The sequence below is a fragment of the Psychrobacter sp. JCM 18903 genome, from assembly GCF_000586475.1.
Classification (GTDB): Bacteria; Pseudomonadota; Gammaproteobacteria; order Pseudomonadales; family Moraxellaceae; genus Psychrobacter.
The window spans coordinates 13,557-35,441 of sequence record NZ_BAWJ01000004.1; the positions used below are offsets into that span (position 1 = coordinate 13,557).

Genomic DNA, 21,885 nt, shown 5'->3' on the forward strand with positions numbered 1-21,885 from the left:
TCATCTACGGTATATTGAAAATACTTGAATGAGTATATGAAACTAAAAATAATATCGTTAGGATCTTTGATGTCAGTATCGGTGAACGCTTCTTTATCCACCAAACAGACCACTTTAGGTCTGAGTTGCCACTCTCAGCGCTAGATATGCCAGTGACGGCGCTGGCGGGTGTGGGATTAAAAGTCGCAGAACAGTTGGCACAATTGAATATTAAACGAATATTTGATTTATTGCTGCATTTGCCACGTGATTATGAAGATCGTAGCCGATTGCTGTCCATAGCAGAGGTGGGGCACGGGCAGTCTGCGTTGATTGCTGGGCGTGTGGTACACGTTGACACCAAGCGCAGCGGTATGACGGTCATGGTAGATGATGATACGGGCACCATATCGCTACGGTTTTTTAAGGTTTATCGTGGTCTTGCACAAACCATGAGCTTAGGGACGCAATTGCAATTATTTGGCGAAGTGAAAGTGAGTCGTTATGGTAAGCAAATCCACCATCCTGAATATCAAGTTATTAGTAGTAATGAGACGGTAGTAAATACTGGTTTGCAGCCCATTTATCCAAGTGTTAAAGGTTTGCATCAAAATAAGCTGCGCACCTTAATTAAGCTGGCATTACAGACGGTTCGCAGTGAAGGCTTACCGATGACGCTGTTTACTCCTACAGACTTTGCAGTCGTGGCTGACTTGCCATTAGCACCTTTTGAACCGGCTAAAATACCGATAACAGAGGCAGAGTATCCAGAAGATATATTCTCGACACTGGCGCGTAGTGTGCCAGATAATACGACTGGTCATAGCGTTAGTAGTGTCAATAAAGCCAATGTCTATGATGCCAATAATAATACAAACAGTGATATCCATACAGTCGCTAATAGAACAGTTAATAACAACGTCTATAATTTGACGATATTTGAAGCCTTAGTATTACTGCATACACCGCCGACTTATACCGACGCAGGACGACAATATCAGCTACTCACCCAGTTAAGTGCCCGTACTCATGCAGCATGCCAGCGTTTAATTATTGAAGAATTAACTGCCCATCAGCTCAGCTTGTTATATCGTCGTCAGCAACTGCATCAGCATAAAGCACCCAAATGTGCCACACAAAGTCCATTGGCTGATAAGCTATTTGCCGCATTGCCGTTTGATTTAACGGGTGCCCAGCAACGAGTCATGAAAGATATTACGGCTGATATGGCGACTTCCATTCCAATGTTGCGGTTGGTGCAGGGCGATGTTGGCGCGGGCAAGACTCTGGTCGCAGCAGGTGCAGCGGGTTATGCGTTAGATAGTGGTTGGCAAGTGGCTGTTATGGCACCCACAGAAATTTTAGCAGAGCAGCATTTGGTCAATTTTAAACAATGGTTTGAACCGTTAGGTATCGGTGTCGGCTGGCTTGCTGGTAAACAAACGGCGAAGCAGCGCCGCGAAGCGTTGGAAGCAGTCGCAGAAAACGCGGTGCAAGTGGTCGTCGGGACTCATGCATTATTTCAAGAGCAGGTGCAGTTTGCCAAATTGGGCTTAGTTATTATCGATGAACAGCATCGCTTTGGTGTTGAGCAGCGTATGGCACTGACCAATAAAGGTGTGGCGAATAGCACGCCGCATCAGCTGATTATGACCGCTACCCCGATTCCGCGCACGCTGGCGATGAGCGTTTACGGTGATATGGATACCTCGATTATCGATGAATTGCCACCGGGGCGTACGCCAATTACTACGGTGACCATTGACCGTAATCGACGCGATGAAGTCATTGAGCGGATTGCAATTAATTGTGAAGCGGGTAGGCAAGCGTACTGGGTTTGCTCGTTGGTCGAAGCGTCTAGTGTGCTAGATGCGCAAGCCGCTGAAGCCACTTATGAGGATTTAAATGAGCGCTTGAATATTCGTATTGGTCTTGTTCATGGCAAGATGAAATCCGTTGACAAACAAGCCATCATGCAGGCATTTAAAGCAGGTCAGCTCGACTTGCTAATTGCCACAACGGTCATTGAAGTCGGCGTAGATGTCCCTAATGCGTCGTTAATGGTCATCGAAAATGCCGAACGATTAGGTCTATCGCAATTACATCAGCTGCGCGGGCGAGTCGGGCGTGGCTCAACCAAAAGCTATTGCGTACTGTTATACCAAAAGCCATTATCAGAGACAGGTACAGAGCGCTTAAATGTCCTGCGTGATAGCACTGATGGTTTTGTTATTGCGCAAAAAGATTTGGAGCTACGTGGTCCCGGTGAGTTATTGGGCAAACGTCAAACGGGTAACGTCGGTTATTATTTGGCTGATCTGATACGTGACGAGCAGCTGTTTGCCATTGCTCAGCGTTTAGCCAAACATCTAATTGCAGATCCTACGCGCAAGGCAGATGTCAGCCAACTGATTCACCGCTGGATGCCTGAGGCGAGTCGTTATACTAATGCCTAAGGGGTGTCCTCAATTCAATCGATTATCGTTTAAATGGGCTAAAAATGGCTAAATTAATGGTAAAAAAGAGGACAGCCAACGCTGTCCTCTTCTATTTTTTGACGTAAAGCCATCATTTCGAAACAAAGCTATTTGGCTTTTTTCGACTTTTTCAATGACTTCTTAAGCTCTTTGAGGTCTTTCTTTTTCTGCTTAATTTTTGCTTTGGTGTCTTTAATTTCTTGTTTAAGCTTCTTTACGTCTGATTTATTAGCCATGATGGATTCCTTTATTAGTAGAGTTATCTTAATAATGACAAATTACCCCATAAATACAAGTCTAAACTGTAGGGCGTATGTATCATTAATTTTTACGAGTGATTGTTCCAACTATAATGGTCGTATCTTAATTCATTCAATATGACAACATATTTGGTCATTTTTTCATTGGCGGAATAAGTTTTAAGAGAGGAACTTTGCGCGAAGAAGACTTATGCAATGAACTGGGACTGAGCTAGGAATAGGCTGTCTTTTGTCTTTACTTATCGTTCACTTTATAATCTTTGCTACTAATATTTTTATTAAGTTCAATGTCTTGATTGCTATCAACAATTGACTATGTAGATACTTAACACAATTGACCCAATGACGAGATAGTCTACAATGATAAAAGACTATTTTGATAAGCTCTGCCTGCATCATTTTGTTTCCCTTATACTTTTTACGGCGTTAGTACCGTGCTTATTTATAGAGACCGACTATGAGTGATTTTGAACACCCTAATAATAAGCAAGCACCGACTAGCGAGCAAGAAACCAACATTGAGCCACCTCAACCATCTGAGCTACCACCGTATCGCCAGTCTGATACTTTGTCTAAAAAAACCGCTTCAAAATTACCATTATGGTTGTTACCCGTATTGGCAGCCGTGCTTATCATTGGTGTGCTACTTGGAAAGTATTGGGGCGGGAGTGATGAAGCCGCGACGGATGAATCGCCAGTTTCTAGTGGTACTTCAAGTGATGGTGCCACTGCAAGCGCTACAAGTACTGAGCAGGCGGTATTATCAGTAGAAACGGTCAGCCCAAGCCAAGATGATATTGGTAACACACTCAGTCTGATGGCACCATTGATGCCAAAGATACGGCGAATGTCAGTGCCAAAGTAAACGGTGTTGCTATCGAGCGTATATTGGTCGAAGAAGGTGATCGCGTCAAAGCGGGTCAAGTATTGGCGATATTTGACACCGATGCTATGGAGCAGCAAGTCTTGCAAGCAGAGGCAGATGTTGCCGAAGCAGAAGCGACGCTTGCCAATGCCAGTGCTGATGCTGCCCGTGTATTGCCATTGATAGATATTGATGCCATTAGTAAACAAGAAGCCGATCGCTATCGTACTGCAAAACTTCAAGCACAGGCTGCGCTACAAGCTTCCAAAGCGCGTCTGAGCACTCAGCGCTTGAGTGTAGATAATGCAACAGTGGTCGCACCAGTCAGCGGTGTCATCAGCGAGAAAATGGCGGAGGTTGGTATGGTTGCTGGTGGCGAGCCATTATTTACTATCATTAAAGGTGGTATTTTGGAATGGCGTGCAGATATTGATCCCAAGCTTGTCGGTGAAGTCAGTGTCGGGACGCCAGTACGGGTGAGCTTACCAGATGGTGATACGGTAATGGGGAAAGTGAGCCGCATAGCACCAACGGCGGACAACAACCGGCAGATTACTATCTATGCGAGCTTGGCGGCCAATGCAAAAGTACGGGCAGGTATGTATCAAACGGGTGAGTTCCTATTAGGCAGTGCCAGTACGCAAACGGTACCCAATAGCGCTATCGTCAGCAACGATGGCTATGATTATGTGATGCTAGTAACCAATGTGACCACTCAAGATGGTCAGACCATGGGTCGTATCAAGCAACAACGAGTGACATTGGGCGAGCGACTTGGCGAAAATGTGGCCGTGCTAGAGCCTTGCCTAGTGACAGTCAAATTGTCAAACAAGGCGGCAGCTTTTTAAATGATGGAGATTTGGTGCGTATCGTTGATGGTGTTAGCCAAACGAGTACAGCAGCGCAGGCAAAACCATGAGTTTAAATGTTTCTGCTTACTCGATAAAAAATCCTTTAGTTGCCATTTTGCTGTTTATATTACTGACGTTAGGCGGTATTTATGGCTTTATGAAAATGAAGGTGCAGCAGTTTCCTGATATTGATTTACCTGCAGTTGTGGTCACGGTGACTTTACCGGGTGCCGCGCCATCACAGCTCGAAAACGACATCGCAAAAAAGATAGAAAACAAGCTCACCAGTATTGAGGGTATCAAGCATATTCGCACCACGTTACAAACGGGTGCTGCCACCATGGTCACAGAGTTTGTGTTAGAAAAGGATATTCAGGAAGCGGTCGATGATGTGCGCTCGGCAGTAGCGAGGTACGCGGCGATTTGCCTGCCGCTGCCAATGACCCTATTATTACTAAAGTTTCAACCGCAGGATTCCCCGTTGTCACTTATTCTGTGGCTTCTAAAAACATGAATGTGGAAGACTTGTCTTGGTTCGTCGATGATACGGTCACCAAGCGTCTTTCTGACATACCGGGTGTCAGTACGGTTAGCCGTATTGGTGGTTTGCAGCGTGAGATTACCGTCGCAGCTGACCCGATTACCTTGAGTGGTCTTAAGCTTCCTATCACACAACTATCCAATCAAATCACGGGTATTCAGCAGGACAGCTCTGGTGGTGAAGCAGAAGTGGGCAAAACCACCCAGACGATTCGTGTCCTTGGTGCGGTGGAGCGGGCAAGTGAGCTCAATGATTTACAAGTGGCAATCCCAGCAGGTGGCACGCAAGCGCTTGGACGTATGGCACAAATCACAGATGGCGCGGCTGATCCAAGCTCTATTGCTAAGCTTGACGGGCAAACGGTGGTGGCATTTAACATCACCCGCTCGCGTGGTGCCAGTGAAGTCGAGGTCATGGAGCTGGTTGATGCAGAGCTTGCCAAGCTGTCAGCCGATGTAGGTAACATCACGATTGAAAAGGTCTATGATCGGGCAACGCCCATCGCTGAAGATTATCAAGCTTCTTTACGGATGCTGATCGAAGGTGGTCTGTTAGCAGTTGTCGTCGTATTCTTATTTTTGCGCAACATTCGGGCGACTATAGTTGCTGCTGTCGCCTTGCCATTATCAGTGATTCCCACCTTTTTAGGTATGTACTTATTTGGCTTTAGCCTCAATATTATATCTTTGTTGGCATTGTCGTTAGTGATTGGTGTATTGGTTGATGATGCGATCGTCGAGGTCGAAAATATCATACGGCATTTACGTATGGGCAAGACACCGTATGAAGCGGCGATGGAAGCGGCTGACGAGATTGGCTTGGCAGTAGTCGCGACCACCTTTACTTTGATTGCCGTGTTTTTACCCACCGCCTTTATGGGCGGTATCGTTGGTCAGTTTTTCCGTCAGTTTGGTTGGACAGCTGCATTATCGATTTTTGCGTCTTTGATGGTCGCACGTCTCATCACACCGATGATGGCAGCGTATATATTGCGACCAGAGAAAAAACACGTTGAGAAGCAAAGCGCGCTGATGGGTTGGTATCTCAAAATAGTGGCATGGACACTGCATCATCGCTGGCTGACGATGGGTGCAACTTTAGTGTTATTCGTGGCGTCACTGATGCTTGTCAAATTACTACCAACCTCTTTTATTCCTGATAATGACATTGACCAAACTCGTGTGGCGATTGAGTTGACACCTGACGTTGCGCTGGAAGACACAGAGCGCGTTGCTGCGCTGGCAAGTGAGCGTATTTTGGCAATGCCTGAAGTCACCAATATTTTTACCTCAGTCGGTGAGGCTCAGGCTAGCATGGACTCAAACTCTAGTGGTGGCAAAGCCGAAAATATAGCAGGTCTAGATATCGTGCTAGCACCACGTGCAGAGCGCGGCTCTAAGCAAGAGATTGAACGTCAAATAAGTAACTTGTTAGCAGAAGTGCCAGGTGCGCGCTTTACCGTCGGTTTATCGAGTGGCGGAGAGAGCGGTTACAACTTCTCTATGACCAGTACCAATCCGCAATTGCTTGAACAGACTGCTCAGCAAATTATGTCAGAGATTCGAGGGTTGCCCAGTGCGGGCTCGGTGACCAGTGACCGCAGTTTGCCGCGTCAAGAGTTAACGGTGACGCCAGACAGACTGGCGATGGCGGATAAAGGGGTGACCACGCAAGACATCGCTACGACGTTACGAGTGGCGACGGTGGGTGACTATGAGCAGCGTTTATCCAAGCTCAATTTGGATACGCGGCAGATTCCTATCGTCATTCGTCTACCAGATGTTGCCAAACAAAATGTCAGTCAATTAGAAGGTCTATATGTACCGAGCTCGTTACCAGCAGGACAGGGTGTACGTGTGGGTGAAGTCGCGTCATTAGACTTTGGCACTGGGCCGGCGCAGATTAGCAGGCTCGATCGGGAACGCGCCATCAGTATCACGGTGCAACCTGCGAGTGGCGAGCTTGGAGACTTGGTACAAGCGGTTAAATCAGTACCTGCCATGCAACAACTACCGCCTTCCATTACCATTATTGACCAAGGTCAAGCAGAAAACATGGCTGAGCTATTCAGCGGTTTTGTGATTGCGATGTCGGTCGGTGTGGTTTGTATTTTAGGCGTACTTATTCTATTGTTTGGGCGTATATTGCAGCTTTTACCATTTTGATGGCATTGCTTTATCGATAGGCGGCGCTTTTGTGGGTTTGGTTATTACCAATAGCAGTCTTTCTATGCCGTCGATGATTGGCTTTATTATGCTAATGGGTATTGCTACCAAAAACTCTATCTTACTGGTCGATTATGCACTGATTGCACAGCGTCGAGGTTTGGCGCGTTTTGAGGCTATTATCGATGCTTGTCGCAAGCGGGCGCGTCCTATTATTATGACCACCATTGCGATGGGGGCAGGTATGTTGCCCTTAGTCTTCGGTTGGGGTGATGCTGATCCAACCTTCCGTCGTCCAATGGCTGCTGCGGTACTGGGTGGTCTGGTGACTTCGACGTTATTAAGCCTTGTGGTGATTCCCGTGGTTTATACTTTGATGGATGATTTGTCAGGATGGTTTGCTAAATGGCTCGTACCTAGTGGCAAAGAGCAAACAACGACAAATGGTAAAGTATGATTTAACGGGTTTATTTGATCATACCTATGACATAGCGTTAGCAGTGAGAATGCTATGTCTAAAACAGACAAGCCCATACTGATTGATTAAGTATGGGCTTGTTGTCATTATATAAGAGAGTAATTATAAGAGCACAATTACAAAGGATGTGATGGCTCTATCATTTATGCAGCAAAGGAATGTTACTATGAATCAAATGTCCCTCTCGACAGTCATACTGTCCTCTCGACCGTCTCTCCTAGCTTTATGTATAAGCATGTTGGGTATCGCCAGCAGTCAGGCGAGGACTTACGATATTGATCCCACCCATACCAATGTACGCTTTGCTATTGACCATTTTAATACCTCTACCAACACAGGTGGCTTTTATAATATCACTGGACAGCTAGATTATGATCCAGCGGCTAAGACCGGTAATATCTCGCTAGTAATTCCTCTGAATAGCCTAAATACAGGCAATACAGCATTTGATATCACACTAAAAAGCGCAGATTTTTTTGATATTGAGCAGTTTCCACTGGCGCAATTTGAGTCTACCAAATGGTATTTTACGACTGATGGTAGTGGTTCAAATGTCAGCAAAGTCGATGGTATGTTGACACTACACGGCAAGACTAATCCCATTACGCTGACGGCCAGCAAGTTCAATTGCTACCTAAATCCAATATTGAAAAAATCAGTGTGCGGTGGGGATTTTACAACGACCATTGATCGAACGAAATGGGGCATCAGTAAATATACGTTATTGGGTATTACTAAAGAAGTTCAGCTAAATATTCAGATTGAAGCGGCAAGGCAGTAGTTTGACCTCGTTAAAGTTGAAAAAATATTTATCGCTAACACAATCAATAGAAAGCAATTCTCTATTTATATTATCAAAAAAAGGGCTGAGACTTAGAAAATAAGTTTCGGCTTTTTTAATGAGAGAATCCTTAGATTCGTTAGTTAATTTATCGAAATTTTCTTTATGCTTTCTTTAGCGTAGCTCATTTTTCTACAGGCTTATTTTTTGCTCAATGATCCTATCGAGTAAGTCGTACAGTCTCCGCTATCCAATCTCATGTCATACCATAATTTAATTAACATGAATTATATTCATCTTATATTTAAATAGTATCGTTTTTATTCATGTAATAGTTTGGGTATGATTCACCTCATACACAAATTTGGTTTTATCTCAAATAATGAGAGTAGATTAGGGTAGCGGATTATCATGAGTAAAGAATTTAACTGTGCAATTAAGCGCATTCGTTTTGATGAAAACTATCATCCTGCAAATAGCACGCGTCTGACGACGAACTTTGCGAATTTGGCGCGTGGCGAGCATCGTCAAGAGAACTTAAGCAAAACATTAAGAATGATAAATAATCGTTTTAATGCTTTGGCACATTGGGATAATCCCACCGCAGATCGTTATTCTGTTGAGGTTGATATTATTTCTGTCGACATGGATGTGGCAGGAAATGGCGATACTTTCCCTATCATCGAGATGCTGCAAACAACGATTGTGGATCATAAAGAAAACACCCGTATTGACGGTATGATTGGTAATAGTTTTTCATCTTATGTGCGCGATTATGACTTTAGCGTCGTCTTATTAGACCATTTCGATAAAAATCCAGCAACCGCACCACCAGTAGATTTCGGTGACTTACACGGCAAACTGTTTCAGTATTTATTGAATTCAGAAGCTTACCAAGCTAATTTCACCAAGAATCCTGTGATTTGCTTGAGTGTTTCCACCAGTAAAACCTATCAACGTACGACCAATCAGCACCCTGTATTGGGCGTTGAATACAAACAAGATGGCTGTTCTTTGAACAAAGGATCGTTGACTGATGAATATTTTTCTAAAATGGGCTTAACGGTTCGCTACTTTATGCCTGCTGGCAGTGTTGCACCTTTAGCCTTTTATTTCTCGGGTGACTTGATTAGTGATTACACCGATCTTGAGCTAATCAGTGCGATTAGTACCATGGAGACGTTTCAAAAAATCTACCGACCTGAGATTTATAATGCCAATTCGGCAGCGGGTCAAGTGTATCAGCCAGCTTGAAGTACCAAGATTACTCCCTAACTCAAATTGTGTATGACCGTGAAGAACGCACCAGATGGCAGTGACGCAAGGTAAATTTACGGAAGAGCAGTTTATCAAGCCTTATAAAGCTATTCTTGAAGAGTGGGCGGCAAGCTACGATGTTGCCAGCTACACTGTGCAAAAAGAAGCTGTGAAAAAAGCCGCAGCATAGCCAATATAAATGTAGCCGAAAAGTAAAATACAAATTAATAAGAAGATGAATCGTATGACAATATTATTACCGACACAAAAGTTATTACCGACGTCAACGGCTGGCAGCTTACCGAAACCTTCTTGGCTTGCAGAACCTGAAAAAATCTGGTCACCTTGGGCATTAGAAGGTGAGCAACTGCTTGAAGCCAAACAAGATGCGCTACGTTTGACATTGCAAGAACAAGTGCATGCAGGCATTGATATTGTCAGTGATGGCGAGCAAACTCGTCAGCATTTTGTGACCACCTTTATTGAACATTTGGATGGCGTCGATTTTGAGAAACGCGAGACCGTGCGTATTCGTAATCGTTATGATGCCAGTGTGCCGTCAGTCGTGGGCGCGGTAAGCCGTCAAAAACCTGTATTTGTTGAAGATGCTAAGTTTTTACGTGCGCAAACCGATCAGCCAATCAAATGGGCATTGCCTGGTCCGATGACCATGATTGATACCTTGTATGATGGTCATTATAAAAGCCGTGAAAAATTGGCTTGGGAATTTGCTAAAATCTTAAATCAAGAAGCGAGAGAATTAGAGGCGGCTGGGGTGGATATTATCCAATTCGATGAGCCTGCATTTAATGTGTTCTTTGATGACGTCAACGACTGGGGTATTGCCACGTTAGAGCGTGCCATTGAAGGTCTAAAGTGTGAAACGGCGGTGCATATCTGCTACGGCTACGGCATCAAAGCCAATACCGATTGGAAAAAGACATTGGGTTCAGAGTGGCGTCAATACGAGCAAGCATTCCCTAAATTGCAACAGTCGAATATTGATATTGTCTCTTTAGAATGTCAAAACTCACATGTACCCATGGATTTAATTGAATTGATCCGCGGTAAAAAAGTGATGATTGGTGCCATTGATGTGGCAACCAATACCATTGAGACCCCTGAAGAAGTGGCCAATACGCTACGTAAAGCTTTGCAATTCGTCGATGCGGATAAGTTGTATCCTTCAACCAACTGCGGTATGGCACCACTATCGCGCCAAGTGGCACGAGGTAAGCTGCAAGCGTTAAGTGCTGGCGCGGCAATCGTGCGTCAAGAACTGACCGCTTAGGGTTCATTAAATAAACTGATGCAAAATTTAGCTTTTATAGGTTGGGTTTTTAACCCGTCTATACTAGATTGTTTAAACTCATGAGTGACCTCAGTTATCAATGAACTTAAAGATTTAAAATTTAGGAGTTAAGTCATGATTGAAGCCACCGATTTTAGAGACGGTATGTCTTTGTTAACAACAGCGGTCAATGTCATTACCACAGAAGGCAGCGCTGGTACTCATGGGTTTACCGCATCTGCGGTGTGTAGCGTTACCGATACACCGCCAACCTTGCTGGTTTGCATGAATCAGACGTCTCGCTCACATGCTCATTTTATTGAAAATAAAACGTTAAGTGTCAATGTTTTAGGCGCACAGCACGAATCAATATCTAACGCTTTTGCCTCCAAATTGAGTTCACAAGAGCGATTTGAATACGGCTCTTGGTCACAACTCAAAACAGGCGCTCCCGTTTTAGAAGATGCGTTGGTCAGTTTTGATTGTGAGATTGAGGACATTCAGCAAGTGGGCACGCATAGTGTTTTCATGTGCCGAGTGGTCGCTATTAGACAAAGTGAGCAAGAGGAAAGTTTGGTGTATTTCAATCGTGCCTATTCTCGGGTTGGTCAAGTGGATCAAGCAGAAATCGCTTAATTTGGCTTTTTAACTGATTGATTGTCACTGAACTAAAATAACCATCGTACTAACTCTACATAAGAAGTAAATATCCCGTGGAATTAATCATTTTTTTAATCATAGGTGCGCTAGCAGGATTTGCTGCGGGGCTATTTGGTGTAGGCGGTGGCACAATTATCGTGCCATTATTATTCATCGTCTTTACGCAAATGGGTTACAGCCCTGACAATATCATGCATTTGGCATTAGGTACGTCATTGGCGACCATCATTGTCACCTCGATCAGCTCGCTCATGGCACATAATAAAAAAGGCGCAGTCATGTGGCCTGTCTTCAAAAATCTGGCACCAGGCTTAGCGATTGGTTGCTTTTTAGGGGCAGGGATTGCAGGGCAGATGTCTGGGCTATACCTTCAGCTCATTGTTGGCGTATTTTTACTGTGGGTCGCTACAAGATGTTTTTCGGTGGCAAAAAACAGGTTACTAATCCTGCTACCAATTCTAGTAGTGCCGACGATGCTAATACACAACTGCCTTCAAAACCTAGGCAGCTCGCAGCAGGTGGGGTTATCGGTATCGCTTCTGCCATTTTCGGTATTGGCGGCGGTAGCTTAACCGTGCCTTATCTCACGCGGTATGGTGTTGTGATGCAAAAAGCCGTTGGCACCTCAGCAGCTTGTGGTCTGCCGATTGCTATTGCTGGAGCATTAGGTTTTATGTTTTTTGGGATGCAGCAACGAATTGATGTGCCTAACACCATTGGCTTTGTGCACATTTATGCCTTTTTAGGGATCAGCATCATGAGCTTTTTTACCGCCAAGCTAGGCGCGAAAGTTGCTCATATACTATCACCAGAGCTTTTAAAGAAATGCTTTGCGTTGTTATTAACGGTTGTGGGGTGCTATTTCCTTTATAAGGGGTTGGTTTAAGTCTTTATATTGGCGCGTTTACACTGCAACGTTTAGATCGTTCAAAAGTCTATTTTGAGTGGTTCTCTTATATCAGTCTGTTTTAAGTGGTCTATTAATGGATTTAAAGGGTGAAGTATCTGGGTTCTGTTGGGTATACGTATTTTTGTTTTTCAGAATGACTGTCCTTTCTAAAATAAGCATGGTTTGACATATAAATTAAATGCTAGAATGCCAACAAAAGCTTACTCTGGTAGTCGTGTTTAATGAGTAATATTGCCTTATACGTTCTTATCGCCTCTGCCACTATTGCTAGCCCAGGTCCTGGTGTCATTCTAAGTATTACAAACTCCCTGACGCATGGTCGAAAAAAAATAGCTTATGGCATCTTAGGTATCTCTCTAGGAATGCTAGGCGTGGCTATTTTCTCAGCTACTAGTATTGGACTAGTGATCGCAACATCAAAGAAAATGTTCTTGGCCATTCAATTGGTGGGCGCAATGTATATATTTTACTTGGGTTTTAAAATAGCCTTTGGAAAAAGAAAATCATTTGTCCTAGAGTCTGATAGCAACTTAGAGGTTAGCAGTACAAGCGCTGGTAGGTTATTCAAAGAAGGTTTGCTAACCTCTCTTTCTAACCCAAAACCTATCTTATTTTTTATGGCTGTATTTCCGCAATTCATCGATACTGAGCAAACCTATCTTTCTCAATTTCTGATTTTAGCTTCAGCTTTTTGCCTGCTGGTCTTACTGATCCATTTTTGCTACGAAGAAGCATTTGCTTTAGCCAGTCGGTATCTATGGAAAGCTCAAGATAACCTCTAGTTAATTACAAAAATAGGCGGTGCAATATTAATGCTCATTGCCGTTCTATTGTGTGTAAGTGTAGTGCTCACTATCTAAAAGCCTTCTATGGTTAATACGAGATTGTCATAAAATTTTTTTAAATATAATAATCAGCCATAACTTCCTAGGCCAACGATATGACTCCTATATACACTGCATTGGCTGTACTGGTTACTTTTATTTGGGGTGTAAACTTTACCTTTATTGCATGGGGACTTGAAAGCTTTCCACCGCTAATGCTCACCGCCCTGCGTTTTTTCTTTACCGCTGTGCCACTGGTTTTTTTTCTAAAACCGCCTAAATTTAACCGTACATTACTTATCTATGCTATCGGTACGTTTGTCATGCAGTATGCTTTTGTCTTTACTGCCATGCATTTAGGGGCATCGGTAGGGTTGACGGCACTATTGCTACAAATTCAAATTTTTATTACCGTATTGTTGGCGTATTTTATACTGGGTGAGGCAGTGAGTCGCATGCAAATCATCGGTATGCTGGTCGGTGTGCTAGGGCTTAGCGTCATCGCGTTGAACCTTGGTGGTGATATGCCTCTGGCTGGGTTTGTCTGTATCTTGATTGCGGCCATAGGCTGGAGTTTTGGTAACATTGCTTCAAAACAGGCGTCAACACAAGCGACGCAGCAAGGATCAGACGGGGCTATTATTCCGTCTAATACTGAAAGGAATAAGGCATCCGCGTTGTCTGCTCTCGCTCTCGTGGTTTGGGGTGGTCTGATCGCTTGCGTGATTTTAACTCTATCTTCTCTCATATTTGAGACCGAGGCATGGCAGCTGGCGACGTTTAACGAGGCATCGCTTAAGTCTTGGCTATCACTTGGGTTTATCGTGTATGTCTCAACGTTGATAGGCTTCGGACTGTGGGCGCATCTGCTTAGTCAAAATACGGCTTCTAAGGTTATGCCGTTTGCTCTATTGGTGCCAGTATTCGGTATGACAACCTCAGTGCTGCTTACAGGAGAGGTCGTGACATGGTGGAAGATGCTGGCAATGATATTGATATTGTCGGGGTTGGTGCTAGCGAATATAAAAATGAAACTGGGAAGAAAGCGCCAGCCAATATGATGTTAGCTGCTCTTATTCCTATAACAGCGCTTACGGTAAATAAAAATCCAAAAGCTCATAGCCGAAGATTGAAGTCCTCACTAAGGTATCGAACCTTCATATCTAGCATCAGTATGTCGACTTCTTTGATATGACTATCTAAGATAAAACCTACGCTGTTTAATCTTTAGCGCTGTCCACCCAAGAAAACTCTTCTAAGATACGCATCCATTGGTCGTCTAATTTAGCTTTTAGCAATAATGGCTCACCAGTGACGGGGTGGCTGAGCGCTAAAGTCTGAGCATGCAGCAACATGCGCGTACAATCATAGTGAGTACGAAAAAATCGTGTGTGACGTATATCACCGTGGCTAGTATCACCCACGATATGATGGAATACATGTCGCATGTGCCGACGCAGCTGATGCTTGCGCCCAGTCTCGGGTGTCAAGCGCACAAGACTATAGCGGCTCGTGTCATGCTTTTTTGATACGGCAAATGGTAGCTCGATTTGTGCCAAACTTTGCCAATGGGTCACCGCCTCTTGAGCGGGTCTGTCCAAATCGGCAAACTTATCGGCGATGGCATCGGGTTGAAAGCTCAGCGCATAATCAACGGTGCCTTGTTCTGACATATAGCCGCGCACCACGCTAAATACTGCTTGGTAACTTTGTGTTCAGTAAAAGCCTCGCCAAGGCTGCGCGCCACGGCTGAGCTCTTGGCAAACAATAATACGCCCGATGTGGGCTTGTCTAACCGGTGCACTGGAAACACGTGGCAACCTACCGCATCACGGGTGAGTTGCATGGCAAAGCGCGTCTCGCCTTTATCTAGCCAACTGCGATGCACCAATAGACCAGCCTCTTTATTAATTGCCACCAGAAATTCATCTTCATAGATTATTTCTATTTGGTTAGCGATTTGATTGGCGGTGCCGCTTTCGATATCCATGTTTTCATTGTCCATACTGTAGATACAGTAATTATATAAGTGATTGAATTATATAAATTACTGATATTTTTCTATTTCGTTATTCACAAAAAATCCTTCGCTATCTTATTCGTACCAGATAGCGAAGGACTCGGTGTAAAAAGCAATTTATTGATAATAAAATCAAATACTTATATTACTCAACAGTCACTGATTTAGCAAGGTTACGTGGCTGATCGACGTCTGTACCGCGCATTACTGCGACATGGTATGACAACAGCTGTACGGGTACGCTATAGACGATAGGGGCAAGCGTCTCGCACACATCAGGCACATAAACCACGTGCATTCTATCTTCTGCAACCATCTTGCTTTCTTCACTGGCAAATACAAACAGCTCACCGTGGCGCGCGTGTACTTCTTGCATATTGGCTTTTAGCTTATCAAACATGCTGTCTTTTGGCGCTAGTACGACGATGGGCATGTCTTTATCGACCAATGCCAATGGTCCATGCTTAAGCTCGCCTGCTGCATAGCCTTCAGCATGAATATAAGAGATTTCTTTCAGCTTTAAAGCGCCTTCTAGCGCTATTGGAAACTGCAAACCACGACCTAAAAACAGGCAGCTCTTTTTATACTCAAAATGCTCACTCATGGCTTTGATAGGCGCATCGAGGTTTAAGCTGGCATGTAGTTGACCACGTAGCTCTTGTAATTGACCAAGCAAGGTACTCAGGTTTTCGCCAGTCATGCGCTCTTGAACCATACCTACTTTTAAGACCAATAGCATTAAAGCGGCAAGCTGAGTGGTGAATGCTTTGGTAGAAGCAACACCAATCTCGGGACCAGCAAGCGTTGGTAAAAAGATATCCGTCTCACGTACCAAAGACGATGTCGGTACGTTGCATAATGCTAAGCTAACTAGACCTGCTGGCGTGTGCTTTTGAATATCACGTAGCGCCGATAACGTGTCTGCCGTTTCGCCAGATTGAGAAATACAAATGACAAGTGTATTGTCGATGACGACAGGATTGCGATAGCGGAATTCGCTAGCGACTTCAACGGAACAAGGCACACGAATCAGGCTCTCAAACCAATATTTTGCGACCAAGCCTGAGTGGTAACTGGTACCACAAGCGATGACTTGGACATGCTTAATGCCTTTTAATTGCGCTTCATGACGCTGTAAAAAATCATCACGCAGTTTAGACGGCTCATCGCTATCTACAGCCATCTCAACAGTACGGGCAACCGCGTCTGGCTGCTCATAGATCTCTTTGAGCATATAATGCTTAAATTCACCTTTATCCGCATTGTGCTGTGCCGCATCAATTTCATGTATCTGACGTTTTACTTCGACACCATCGGCATAAACCTTAATGCTACTGCGCGTCAATTTGGCGATATCACCTTCTTCTAGATACATAAAGCGATTGGTGACTGGTAGTAGGGCTAATTGATCAGAAGCAATAAAATTCTCACCGATACCCACACCAATCACTAGTGGAGAGCCCAAACGAACAGTAATCAGCTCTTCTGGGCAGTCGATATGTAGAATACCAAGGGCAAATGCGCCATGTAATAACGGAATAACGGCACGAACCGCCTCTAGTAAATCAGGTGTGGTTTTGTAGATATCATTGATTAGATGAGCGACGACTTCGGTATCGGTCTGCGAAGTGAACACGTAACCTTTAGCAATCAATTCTTCTTTTAATTCGGCATAGTTTTCAACGATACCGTTATGTACCACAGCAATCTTGCCTGATACGTGCGGATGGGCATTACGCTGTGCCGGCTCGCCATGGGTTGCCCAGCGTGTATGCGCAATACCAATATGACCATCGAAAAATTCAGGATTGACGGCCACAGCATCGACCAATGCTTGCACTTTACCCACTTGGCGCTCGCGATGGAGTTCGCCATCACGAATGACGGTCAGACCGGCAGAATCATAACCACGGTATTCTAGACGCTTAAGACCCTCAAGTAAGATATTAGCGATATTACGCTCAGCGACTGCTCCAACGATTCCACACATAACTATTCCTTAAATTCGATGTTTCATGTTTTGATTTTTAAAGGCTTCAATGTTTCAATGCTTAACCGCTCAAATGCTTTGAGAGGCAATAATGTTCAGTCAATAAATAATAGAAGTTCATACTGGCAGAGCTTTTATACTAACAATTTTGACGTTATAAATATAAGGAAGCAGCATCACAAAAATTGTCATGCTGCTTAGTATTACTTCAATAGATATTGTTCAAAATACTTGTGATTGACCATTGCTATTTTGACTTTTTGGTCGGACGCTGAAAGTCGTTTTTCTGAGTTTGTCGTGCCCGTCCAAAGGCTAATGCTTTACTGTCGACGTCTTTAGTAATCACTGAACCTGCAGCAACCGTAGCGGTATCACCAATAGTCACAGGTGCCACTAAACTTGAGTTCGAGCCAATGAAGGCATTGTCTTCAATAATGGTTTGTGATTTATTGACACCATCATAATTGCAAGTAATGACACCTGCACCGACATTGACATCTGTACCAATGGTCGTATCACCGATATAACTCAAGTGATTAACCTTGCTGCCATGACCGATAGTCGATTTCTTAATTTCGACGAAATTACCAACTTTACTATTGTCAGCCAATACCGTTTCAGGACGCAAATGGGCGAAAGGACCGACATCAACACCTGCCCCAATCTCAGCGCGATCAATCACGCAATAAGGTTTTATGTGGCAGGCATTACCAATGTGGGCGTTTTTGATGACACAGCCTGCTTCGATATAAACATTGTCACCTAAGACACAATCACCCTCGAATACCACACCCACATCGACAAACACATCTTGACCCGCAGTCAAGGTACCGCGAATATCAACGCGACTTGGATCAGCAAACTGCACGCCCGCTTCTTGTAAGTCGGCGACCAGTTTGCCTTGCCAAGTGCGCTCTAAGCTAGCGAGCTGTTGGCGGTTATTGACGCCTTCAATCTCAAAGGTATGCTCAGGCTCAATCGCGACAATATTAATGCCTTCAGCGACCGCCATTTTGACAATATCCGTCAGATAGTATTCTTGCTGCGCATTGTCATTAGACAGTTTTGGCAGGTATTTATGCAATAACGCATTATCGACGCAGTAAATACCGCTATTAATCTCTTGGATTTTCTGCTCATCGGCGCTGGCATCTTTTTGCTCGACGATGGCTTCGATGTTGCCGTCTTTGTCACGTTTGATACGACCGAGACCAAAAGGATTGTCTACGGTCAACGTCAACATCGACATGCCGTCAGTATTAGCCGCTTGTAGCGTTGCTAATGTCTGGCAGCTGACTAATGGCACATCACCATAGAGAATCAGGCTTTGCCCTTCTTTGGGTAATTCCGACAGGGTCACTTTCACCGCATGTCCAGTACCTAATTGCTCAGTCTGAGCAACCCAAGTAATAGGCAAATGCGCATATTGAGCATTGATATCTGCTTGGACTTGCTCGCCACCAAAACCATGAACAATAATGGTGTCATCAACCGTTAATTGATGACAAGTATCAAGGACATGACCCAATAACGACTTGCCAGCCAATGTCTGTAGCACTTTTGGCTTAGCCGACTGCATACGTGTGCCTTTGCCAGCAGCGAGAATGATTACCGAGAGGGGAGTTGTCATAATAGCCTACAAATGTAACAAAATATAATTTCAAATTATAACTCAAACAGTCATTTAACTGAAACGCTATGTCGTGACATCTTTGTAACTTACGTTGCTTGTCATGGGCTTACCATTTACTGGTAGCTTGCTGATAAATTGGCTATCGTCACAAACTCATTATTAAAAAAGTGGGAGAGTCAAAAAAATGGTGGACTATAAACGACAATCGGTTATCAAAGACCGTCGCTTATATAAAAGCGAGGCTAATTTAACAATTAAAGGATGGTGGTATAAATAATGATCCAAACGGCTGCTGCCATGACCCCTGCGATGATGTCATCAAGCATGATACCTAGGCCGCCTGCGACTTTTTTATCTGCCCAGCCAATCGGTGGTGGCTTAATAATGTCAAAAAAGCGGAATAATATAAAGGCGATAATAATGGCAACAATAGAAGAGGTTTGGGCGATATTTTGCCAAAAATTGCCGTCAGCGATACCCATATAAGATAGCGGCAGTAGGGTAAGCCACATGCCTGCCCATTCATCCCAGACGATATGCGGGTTATCATGCCCGCCCATCAGATTCGAGGTGCGACCACATATCTCGTTACCAACCAGACAGGACAGAATGGTAATAATCAAGAATGGTACGAAGCCTAAGCTCAGTAGCGGTATGGCGACGATTAAGCCGCCAACAGTTCCCCAAGTACCAGGCGCACGGCGCGGTAGGCCACTACCTAAACCTAACCCAAGCCAATAAACTACGCGGTCAAGCATATTGGCATTGGCGGGTAGCGGCGGGCAATCATTGGCTTTACGGATATCAGGCTTAGATAGGTTGTGATCAATCATGTTAACCTGCAAAATGTTGGTAACCCGTCAGATTGGGCCAAGTAGTAAAGGGGGCGGGATGGGTAGGTGTGATGGGCTGTCCTTGATAAAAAAGCCCTGATGGTAAATTTTTGATAGAATCTGGCTCATTTACGGTTATGACTTCGCCGATACAGGTAACAGGCGTGTTGCTACTGTCATTAACAGGTGGTTCAATATGAGCAGGCAAAGTAAAAGCCAATTCATAATCATCACCGCCAGTCAGCTGGCACAACAAGCGCTCGGTTAACTCAGCGTTTGCCAATGCTTTGCTAGTAGGTAGCTGATCGAGATGAATGCGCATACTAACGCTGCTTTGTTGGCAGATATGTCCAATGTCTTGATACAGACCATCAGAGATATCTATCATCGCAGTCGCACCAATTTTTGCCAATGCTGCACCCAGTGCAATACGCGGCGTTGGCATATGTAGACGATGCGTAAGCTCAATACCGATAGCAGTATCAGGATGCTGTAGCGCATAAGCGGCATCGCCAAGCGTGCCTGAGACATAAAGTTTGTCGCCAACTTGCGCGCCTGAACGGTAGACGGCTGGCGTCTCTTTGGTGAGTAACCCTTGCGCGCTGACACTCAGAACTAAATTGTCGCTGCGCGTGGTATCACCACCAATCAGCGTCACCCCAAATAGCTGGCAAGCATGAAATAAGCCTTTAGCAAATTCACTTAACCAGTGCTCATTTGCCAAGCGCTCAGGCAAAGCTAACGCCAGTAGAATACTATGCGGAGTTGCACCCATAGCGGAAATATCTGAGACATTAACAGCTACGGCTTTATAACCGATGGTAAATGCCAGCTTACTTATTTGCTCCCAGTCAGCGCTAAAGTGTCGACCTTGAACCAGCGTATCAATGCAGCTGACCAAGCGCGCGCCTGCAGGCAAGCTCATCACCGCGGCATCATCACCAATGCCTTTTTCGACACTGCCTTTGTCGACACTGCTAGACAATGACTGCGCAGCTTGCATTTGGGAGAATATACGCTCAATCAGCTCAAACTCATTCATGATTAGTCTTTGCTGTCTGCATCAGTGCGGTCTGTTTCAGTCGCTTTTTTGCTCGCTTTTTTGCTCGCTTTAAAGTCACTAATATTGGCAGTAGCTTACTAGCGCTATTGCGTTTGACAGTAGCATTATTGGCACTGATACGAGGCTTGTTTGAAGTAGTTGGTTTTTCTTCAATGGCAGCTGTATCAGCACTATCTTCTATATCGGCATTATTTTCTGCATTGATATCAGCTTTTATTACAGGTTTAGCAGCCGCTTTTTGTGAGGTGCGTAAATTGGCTTTGCTATCTGCTTCTACTTCAATAGCACGTAGCTCTACCGCCATTTTATCAAGGACGGCATTAATCAATTTATGCGCGTCAGTAGCGCCAAAGTGATTATTGAGCTTCATCGCTTCATCAAGTACCACTTTATACGGAATCTCTAAGCGGTTCTGTAGCTCGTAAGCACCAATTAAAAGAATAGCGTGTTCGACGGTATCCAATTTATCGATTTCACGGTCAAGATGCTGAGAGATAAGGACATCTAGCGCCTCGATCTGCTCTGGGATATCACGCATCATTTCATGATAATAGCCAATATGTACGGTATGCATGGCATTAGTCGCGCGGGTGCGAGCGGCGATATCGTGTGGTGCATTGTCTTTCCAGCCAAGCTTACCATCGATATCGAAGCGGCGATCAGTGACGAGCCATTCGTATAGACCTTGCATCGCAAAGCGTCGCGCTTTACGAATAGCGGTGTGACTGGTCTTGTAAGAAGACTCACTCATATCGAAGATTTGATCACCCGCACTGCTGCTCGCGATGCGCGTGGCTTCAGCTTGTTTATCATTGGTTTGGGCGGTTTTCGCAGCGCTGATAGCGCGCTTGAGTTGGTCAGTCATAGGGGGTCTATACCTAGTTGCTAAGATAAAAAGTTTTTAAGATAAAAGTTTTAAAATAAAATGTTAAATAGTAGTTAGCTGGCAGCTTTGCCAGTCGAGTTTTGTAGTGTACTTGGTAACAGTCTTTGTAACACTGACGCTG

14 protein-coding genes and 4 pseudogenes are annotated in these 21,885 nt (G+C 44.4%); 11 read left to right on the forward strand and 7 right to left on the reverse strand.

The features are described 5' to 3' along the window. The first annotated feature begins 146 nt into the window (after positions 1-146). The gene (gene recG / locus TT12_RS03695) at positions 147-2,435 is read left to right on the forward strand and encodes an ATP-dependent DNA helicase RecG (protein ID WP_201605891.1); all 2,289 of its coding nucleotides are present in this window, start codon (positions 147-149) and stop codon (positions 2,433-2,435) included. Positions 2,436-2,563: 128 nt separating this feature from the next. Here the strand turns inward: recG and TT12_RS18185 are convergent, their stop codons facing one another. Continuing rightward, entirely contained in the window at positions 2,564-2,692 is a 129-nt protein-coding gene (locus TT12_RS18185; protein ID WP_264298302.1) for a hypothetical protein, read from the reverse strand. A 481-nt stretch (positions 2,693-3,173) separates the two neighbouring features. On the opposite strand from TT12_RS18185, the gene TT12_RS16485 reads away from it, so the two are divergent. The 10 genes and pseudogenes from TT12_RS16485 (at position 3,174) to TT12_RS03740 (ending at position 14,400) form a co-directional block, all read left to right on the forward strand. Further along, on the forward strand, positions 3,174-3,581 hold the full coding sequence (locus TT12_RS16485) for a hypothetical protein (RefSeq protein ID WP_243443340.1): 408 nt from the start codon (positions 3,174-3,176) through the stop codon (positions 3,579-3,581). Beyond that, positions 3,542-4,429, forward strand: a complete 888-nt coding sequence (locus TT12_RS16490) for an efflux RND transporter periplasmic adaptor subunit (protein ID WP_305080023.1) — start codon at positions 3,542-3,544, stop codon at positions 4,427-4,429. The genes TT12_RS16485 and TT12_RS16490 overlap by 40 nt, the downstream gene beginning before the upstream one ends. A gap of 67 nt (positions 4,430-4,496) precedes the next feature. Then, positions 4,497-7,595, forward strand: a pseudogene (locus tag TT12_RS03705) (efflux RND transporter permease subunit). A gap of 256 nt (positions 7,596-7,851) precedes the next feature. Then, positions 7,852-8,397 (forward strand): YceI family protein, encoded by a 546-nt coding sequence (locus TT12_RS03710; RefSeq protein ID WP_227678985.1) that lies wholly within the window; start codon positions 7,852-7,854, stop codon positions 8,395-8,397. Positions 8,398-8,808: 411 nt separating this feature from the next. Then, a pseudogene (locus TT12_RS03715) lies at positions 8,809-9,844 on the forward strand (putative oxygenase MesX). Between the two features lie 54 nt (positions 9,845-9,898). Continuing rightward, the gene (locus TT12_RS03720) at positions 9,899-10,945 is read left to right on the forward strand and encodes a methionine synthase (RefSeq protein ID WP_045452472.1); all 1,047 of its coding nucleotides are present in this window, start codon (positions 9,899-9,901) and stop codon (positions 10,943-10,945) included. A 135-nt stretch (positions 10,946-11,080) separates the two neighbouring features. Then, positions 11,081-11,581 (forward strand): flavin reductase, encoded by a 501-nt coding sequence (locus tag TT12_RS03725; RefSeq protein WP_045452339.1) that lies wholly within the window; start codon positions 11,081-11,083, stop codon positions 11,579-11,581. 77 nt (positions 11,582-11,658) lie between these two features. Next, positions 11,659-12,491 (forward strand): annotated as a pseudogene (locus TT12_RS03730) (sulfite exporter TauE/SafE family protein). Positions 12,492-12,736: 245 nt separating this feature from the next. Next, positions 12,737-13,297: a LysE family translocator gene (locus TT12_RS03735; RefSeq protein WP_201605837.1), complete on the forward strand. Its 561-nt coding sequence runs from the start codon at positions 12,737-12,739 to the stop codon at positions 13,295-13,297. Positions 13,298-13,455: 158 nt separating this feature from the next. Next, positions 13,456-14,400, forward strand: a complete 945-nt coding sequence (locus TT12_RS03740) for an EamA family transporter (RefSeq protein ID WP_045452341.1) — start codon at positions 13,456-13,458, stop codon at positions 14,398-14,400. Positions 14,401-14,559: 159 nt separating this feature from the next. On the opposite strand, the pseudogene truC reads toward TT12_RS03740, so the two are convergent. From truC to nusB, 6 genes and pseudogenes are all read right to left on the reverse strand, one after another. After that, a pseudogene (gene truC / locus TT12_RS03745) lies at positions 14,560-15,344 on the reverse strand (tRNA pseudouridine(65) synthase TruC). Between the two features lie 160 nt (positions 15,345-15,504). Then, entirely contained in the window at positions 15,505-17,349 is a 1,845-nt protein-coding gene (gene glmS / locus TT12_RS03750; protein WP_045452343.1) for a glutamine--fructose-6-phosphate transaminase (isomerizing), read from the reverse strand. A gap of 247 nt (positions 17,350-17,596) precedes the next feature. Continuing rightward, positions 17,597-18,979, reverse strand: coding sequence for a bifunctional UDP-N-acetylglucosamine diphosphorylase/glucosamine-1-phosphate N-acetyltransferase GlmU (glmU, locus tag TT12_RS03755; protein ID WP_045452345.1), 1,383 nt, complete (start codon positions 18,977-18,979; stop codon positions 17,597-17,599). A gap of 257 nt (positions 18,980-19,236) precedes the next feature. Continuing rightward, entirely contained in the window at positions 19,237-19,815 is a 579-nt protein-coding gene (locus tag TT12_RS03760; protein WP_045452346.1) for a phosphatidylglycerophosphatase A family protein, read from the reverse strand. A 1-nt stretch (position 19,816) separates the two neighbouring features. After that, positions 19,817-20,857 carry a thiamine-phosphate kinase gene (gene thiL, locus TT12_RS03765; RefSeq protein WP_045452348.1) on the reverse strand — a complete coding sequence of 347 codons (1,041 nt, stop codon included), beginning with the start codon at positions 20,855-20,857 and terminating at the stop codon, positions 19,817-19,819. Further along, entirely contained in the window at positions 20,850-21,743 is an 894-nt protein-coding gene (nusB, locus tag TT12_RS16495; RefSeq protein WP_243443341.1) for a transcription antitermination factor NusB, read from the reverse strand. Before nusB ends, thiL begins: the two co-directional genes overlap by 8 nt. Positions 21,744-21,885: the final 142 nt, after the last annotated feature.

Bases quoted from the DNA above. Each gene is read 5' to 3' on its own strand.
- recG (WP_201605891.1), top strand. From the start codon at position 147: ATGCCAGTGACGGCGCTGGCGGGTGTGGGATTAAAAGTCGCAGAACAG.
- TT12_RS18185 (WP_264298302.1), bottom strand. From the start codon at position 2,692: ATGGCTAATAAATCAGACGTAAAGAAGCTTAAACAAGAAATTAAAGAC.
- TT12_RS16485 (WP_243443340.1), top strand. From the start codon at position 3,174: ATGAGTGATTTTGAACACCCTAATAATAAGCAAGCACCGACTAGCGAG.
- TT12_RS03710 (WP_227678985.1), top strand. From the start codon at position 7,852: ATGTTGGGTATCGCCAGCAGTCAGGCGAGGACTTACGATATTGATCCC.
- TT12_RS03720 (WP_045452472.1), top strand. From the start codon at position 9,899: ATGACAATATTATTACCGACACAAAAGTTATTACCGACGTCAACGGCT.
- TT12_RS03725 (WP_045452339.1), top strand. From the start codon at position 11,081: ATGATTGAAGCCACCGATTTTAGAGACGGTATGTCTTTGTTAACAACA.
- TT12_RS03735 (WP_201605837.1), top strand. From the start codon at position 12,737: ATGAGTAATATTGCCTTATACGTTCTTATCGCCTCTGCCACTATTGCT.
- TT12_RS03740 (WP_045452341.1), top strand. From the start codon at position 13,456: ATGACTCCTATATACACTGCATTGGCTGTACTGGTTACTTTTATTTGG.
- glmS (WP_045452343.1), bottom strand. From the start codon at position 17,349: ATGTGTGGAATCGTTGGAGCAGTCGCTGAGCGTAATATCGCTAATATC.
- glmU (WP_045452345.1), bottom strand. From the start codon at position 18,979: ATGACAACTCCCCTCTCGGTAATCATTCTCGCTGCTGGCAAAGGCACA.
- TT12_RS03760 (WP_045452346.1), bottom strand. From the start codon at position 19,815: ATGATTGATCACAACCTATCTAAGCCTGATATCCGTAAAGCCAATGAT.
- thiL (WP_045452348.1), bottom strand. From the start codon at position 20,857: ATGAATGAGTTTGAGCTGATTGAGCGTATATTCTCCCAAATGCAAGCT.
- nusB (WP_243443341.1), bottom strand. From the start codon at position 21,743: ATGACTGACCAACTCAAGCGCGCTATCAGCGCTGCGAAAACCGCCCAA.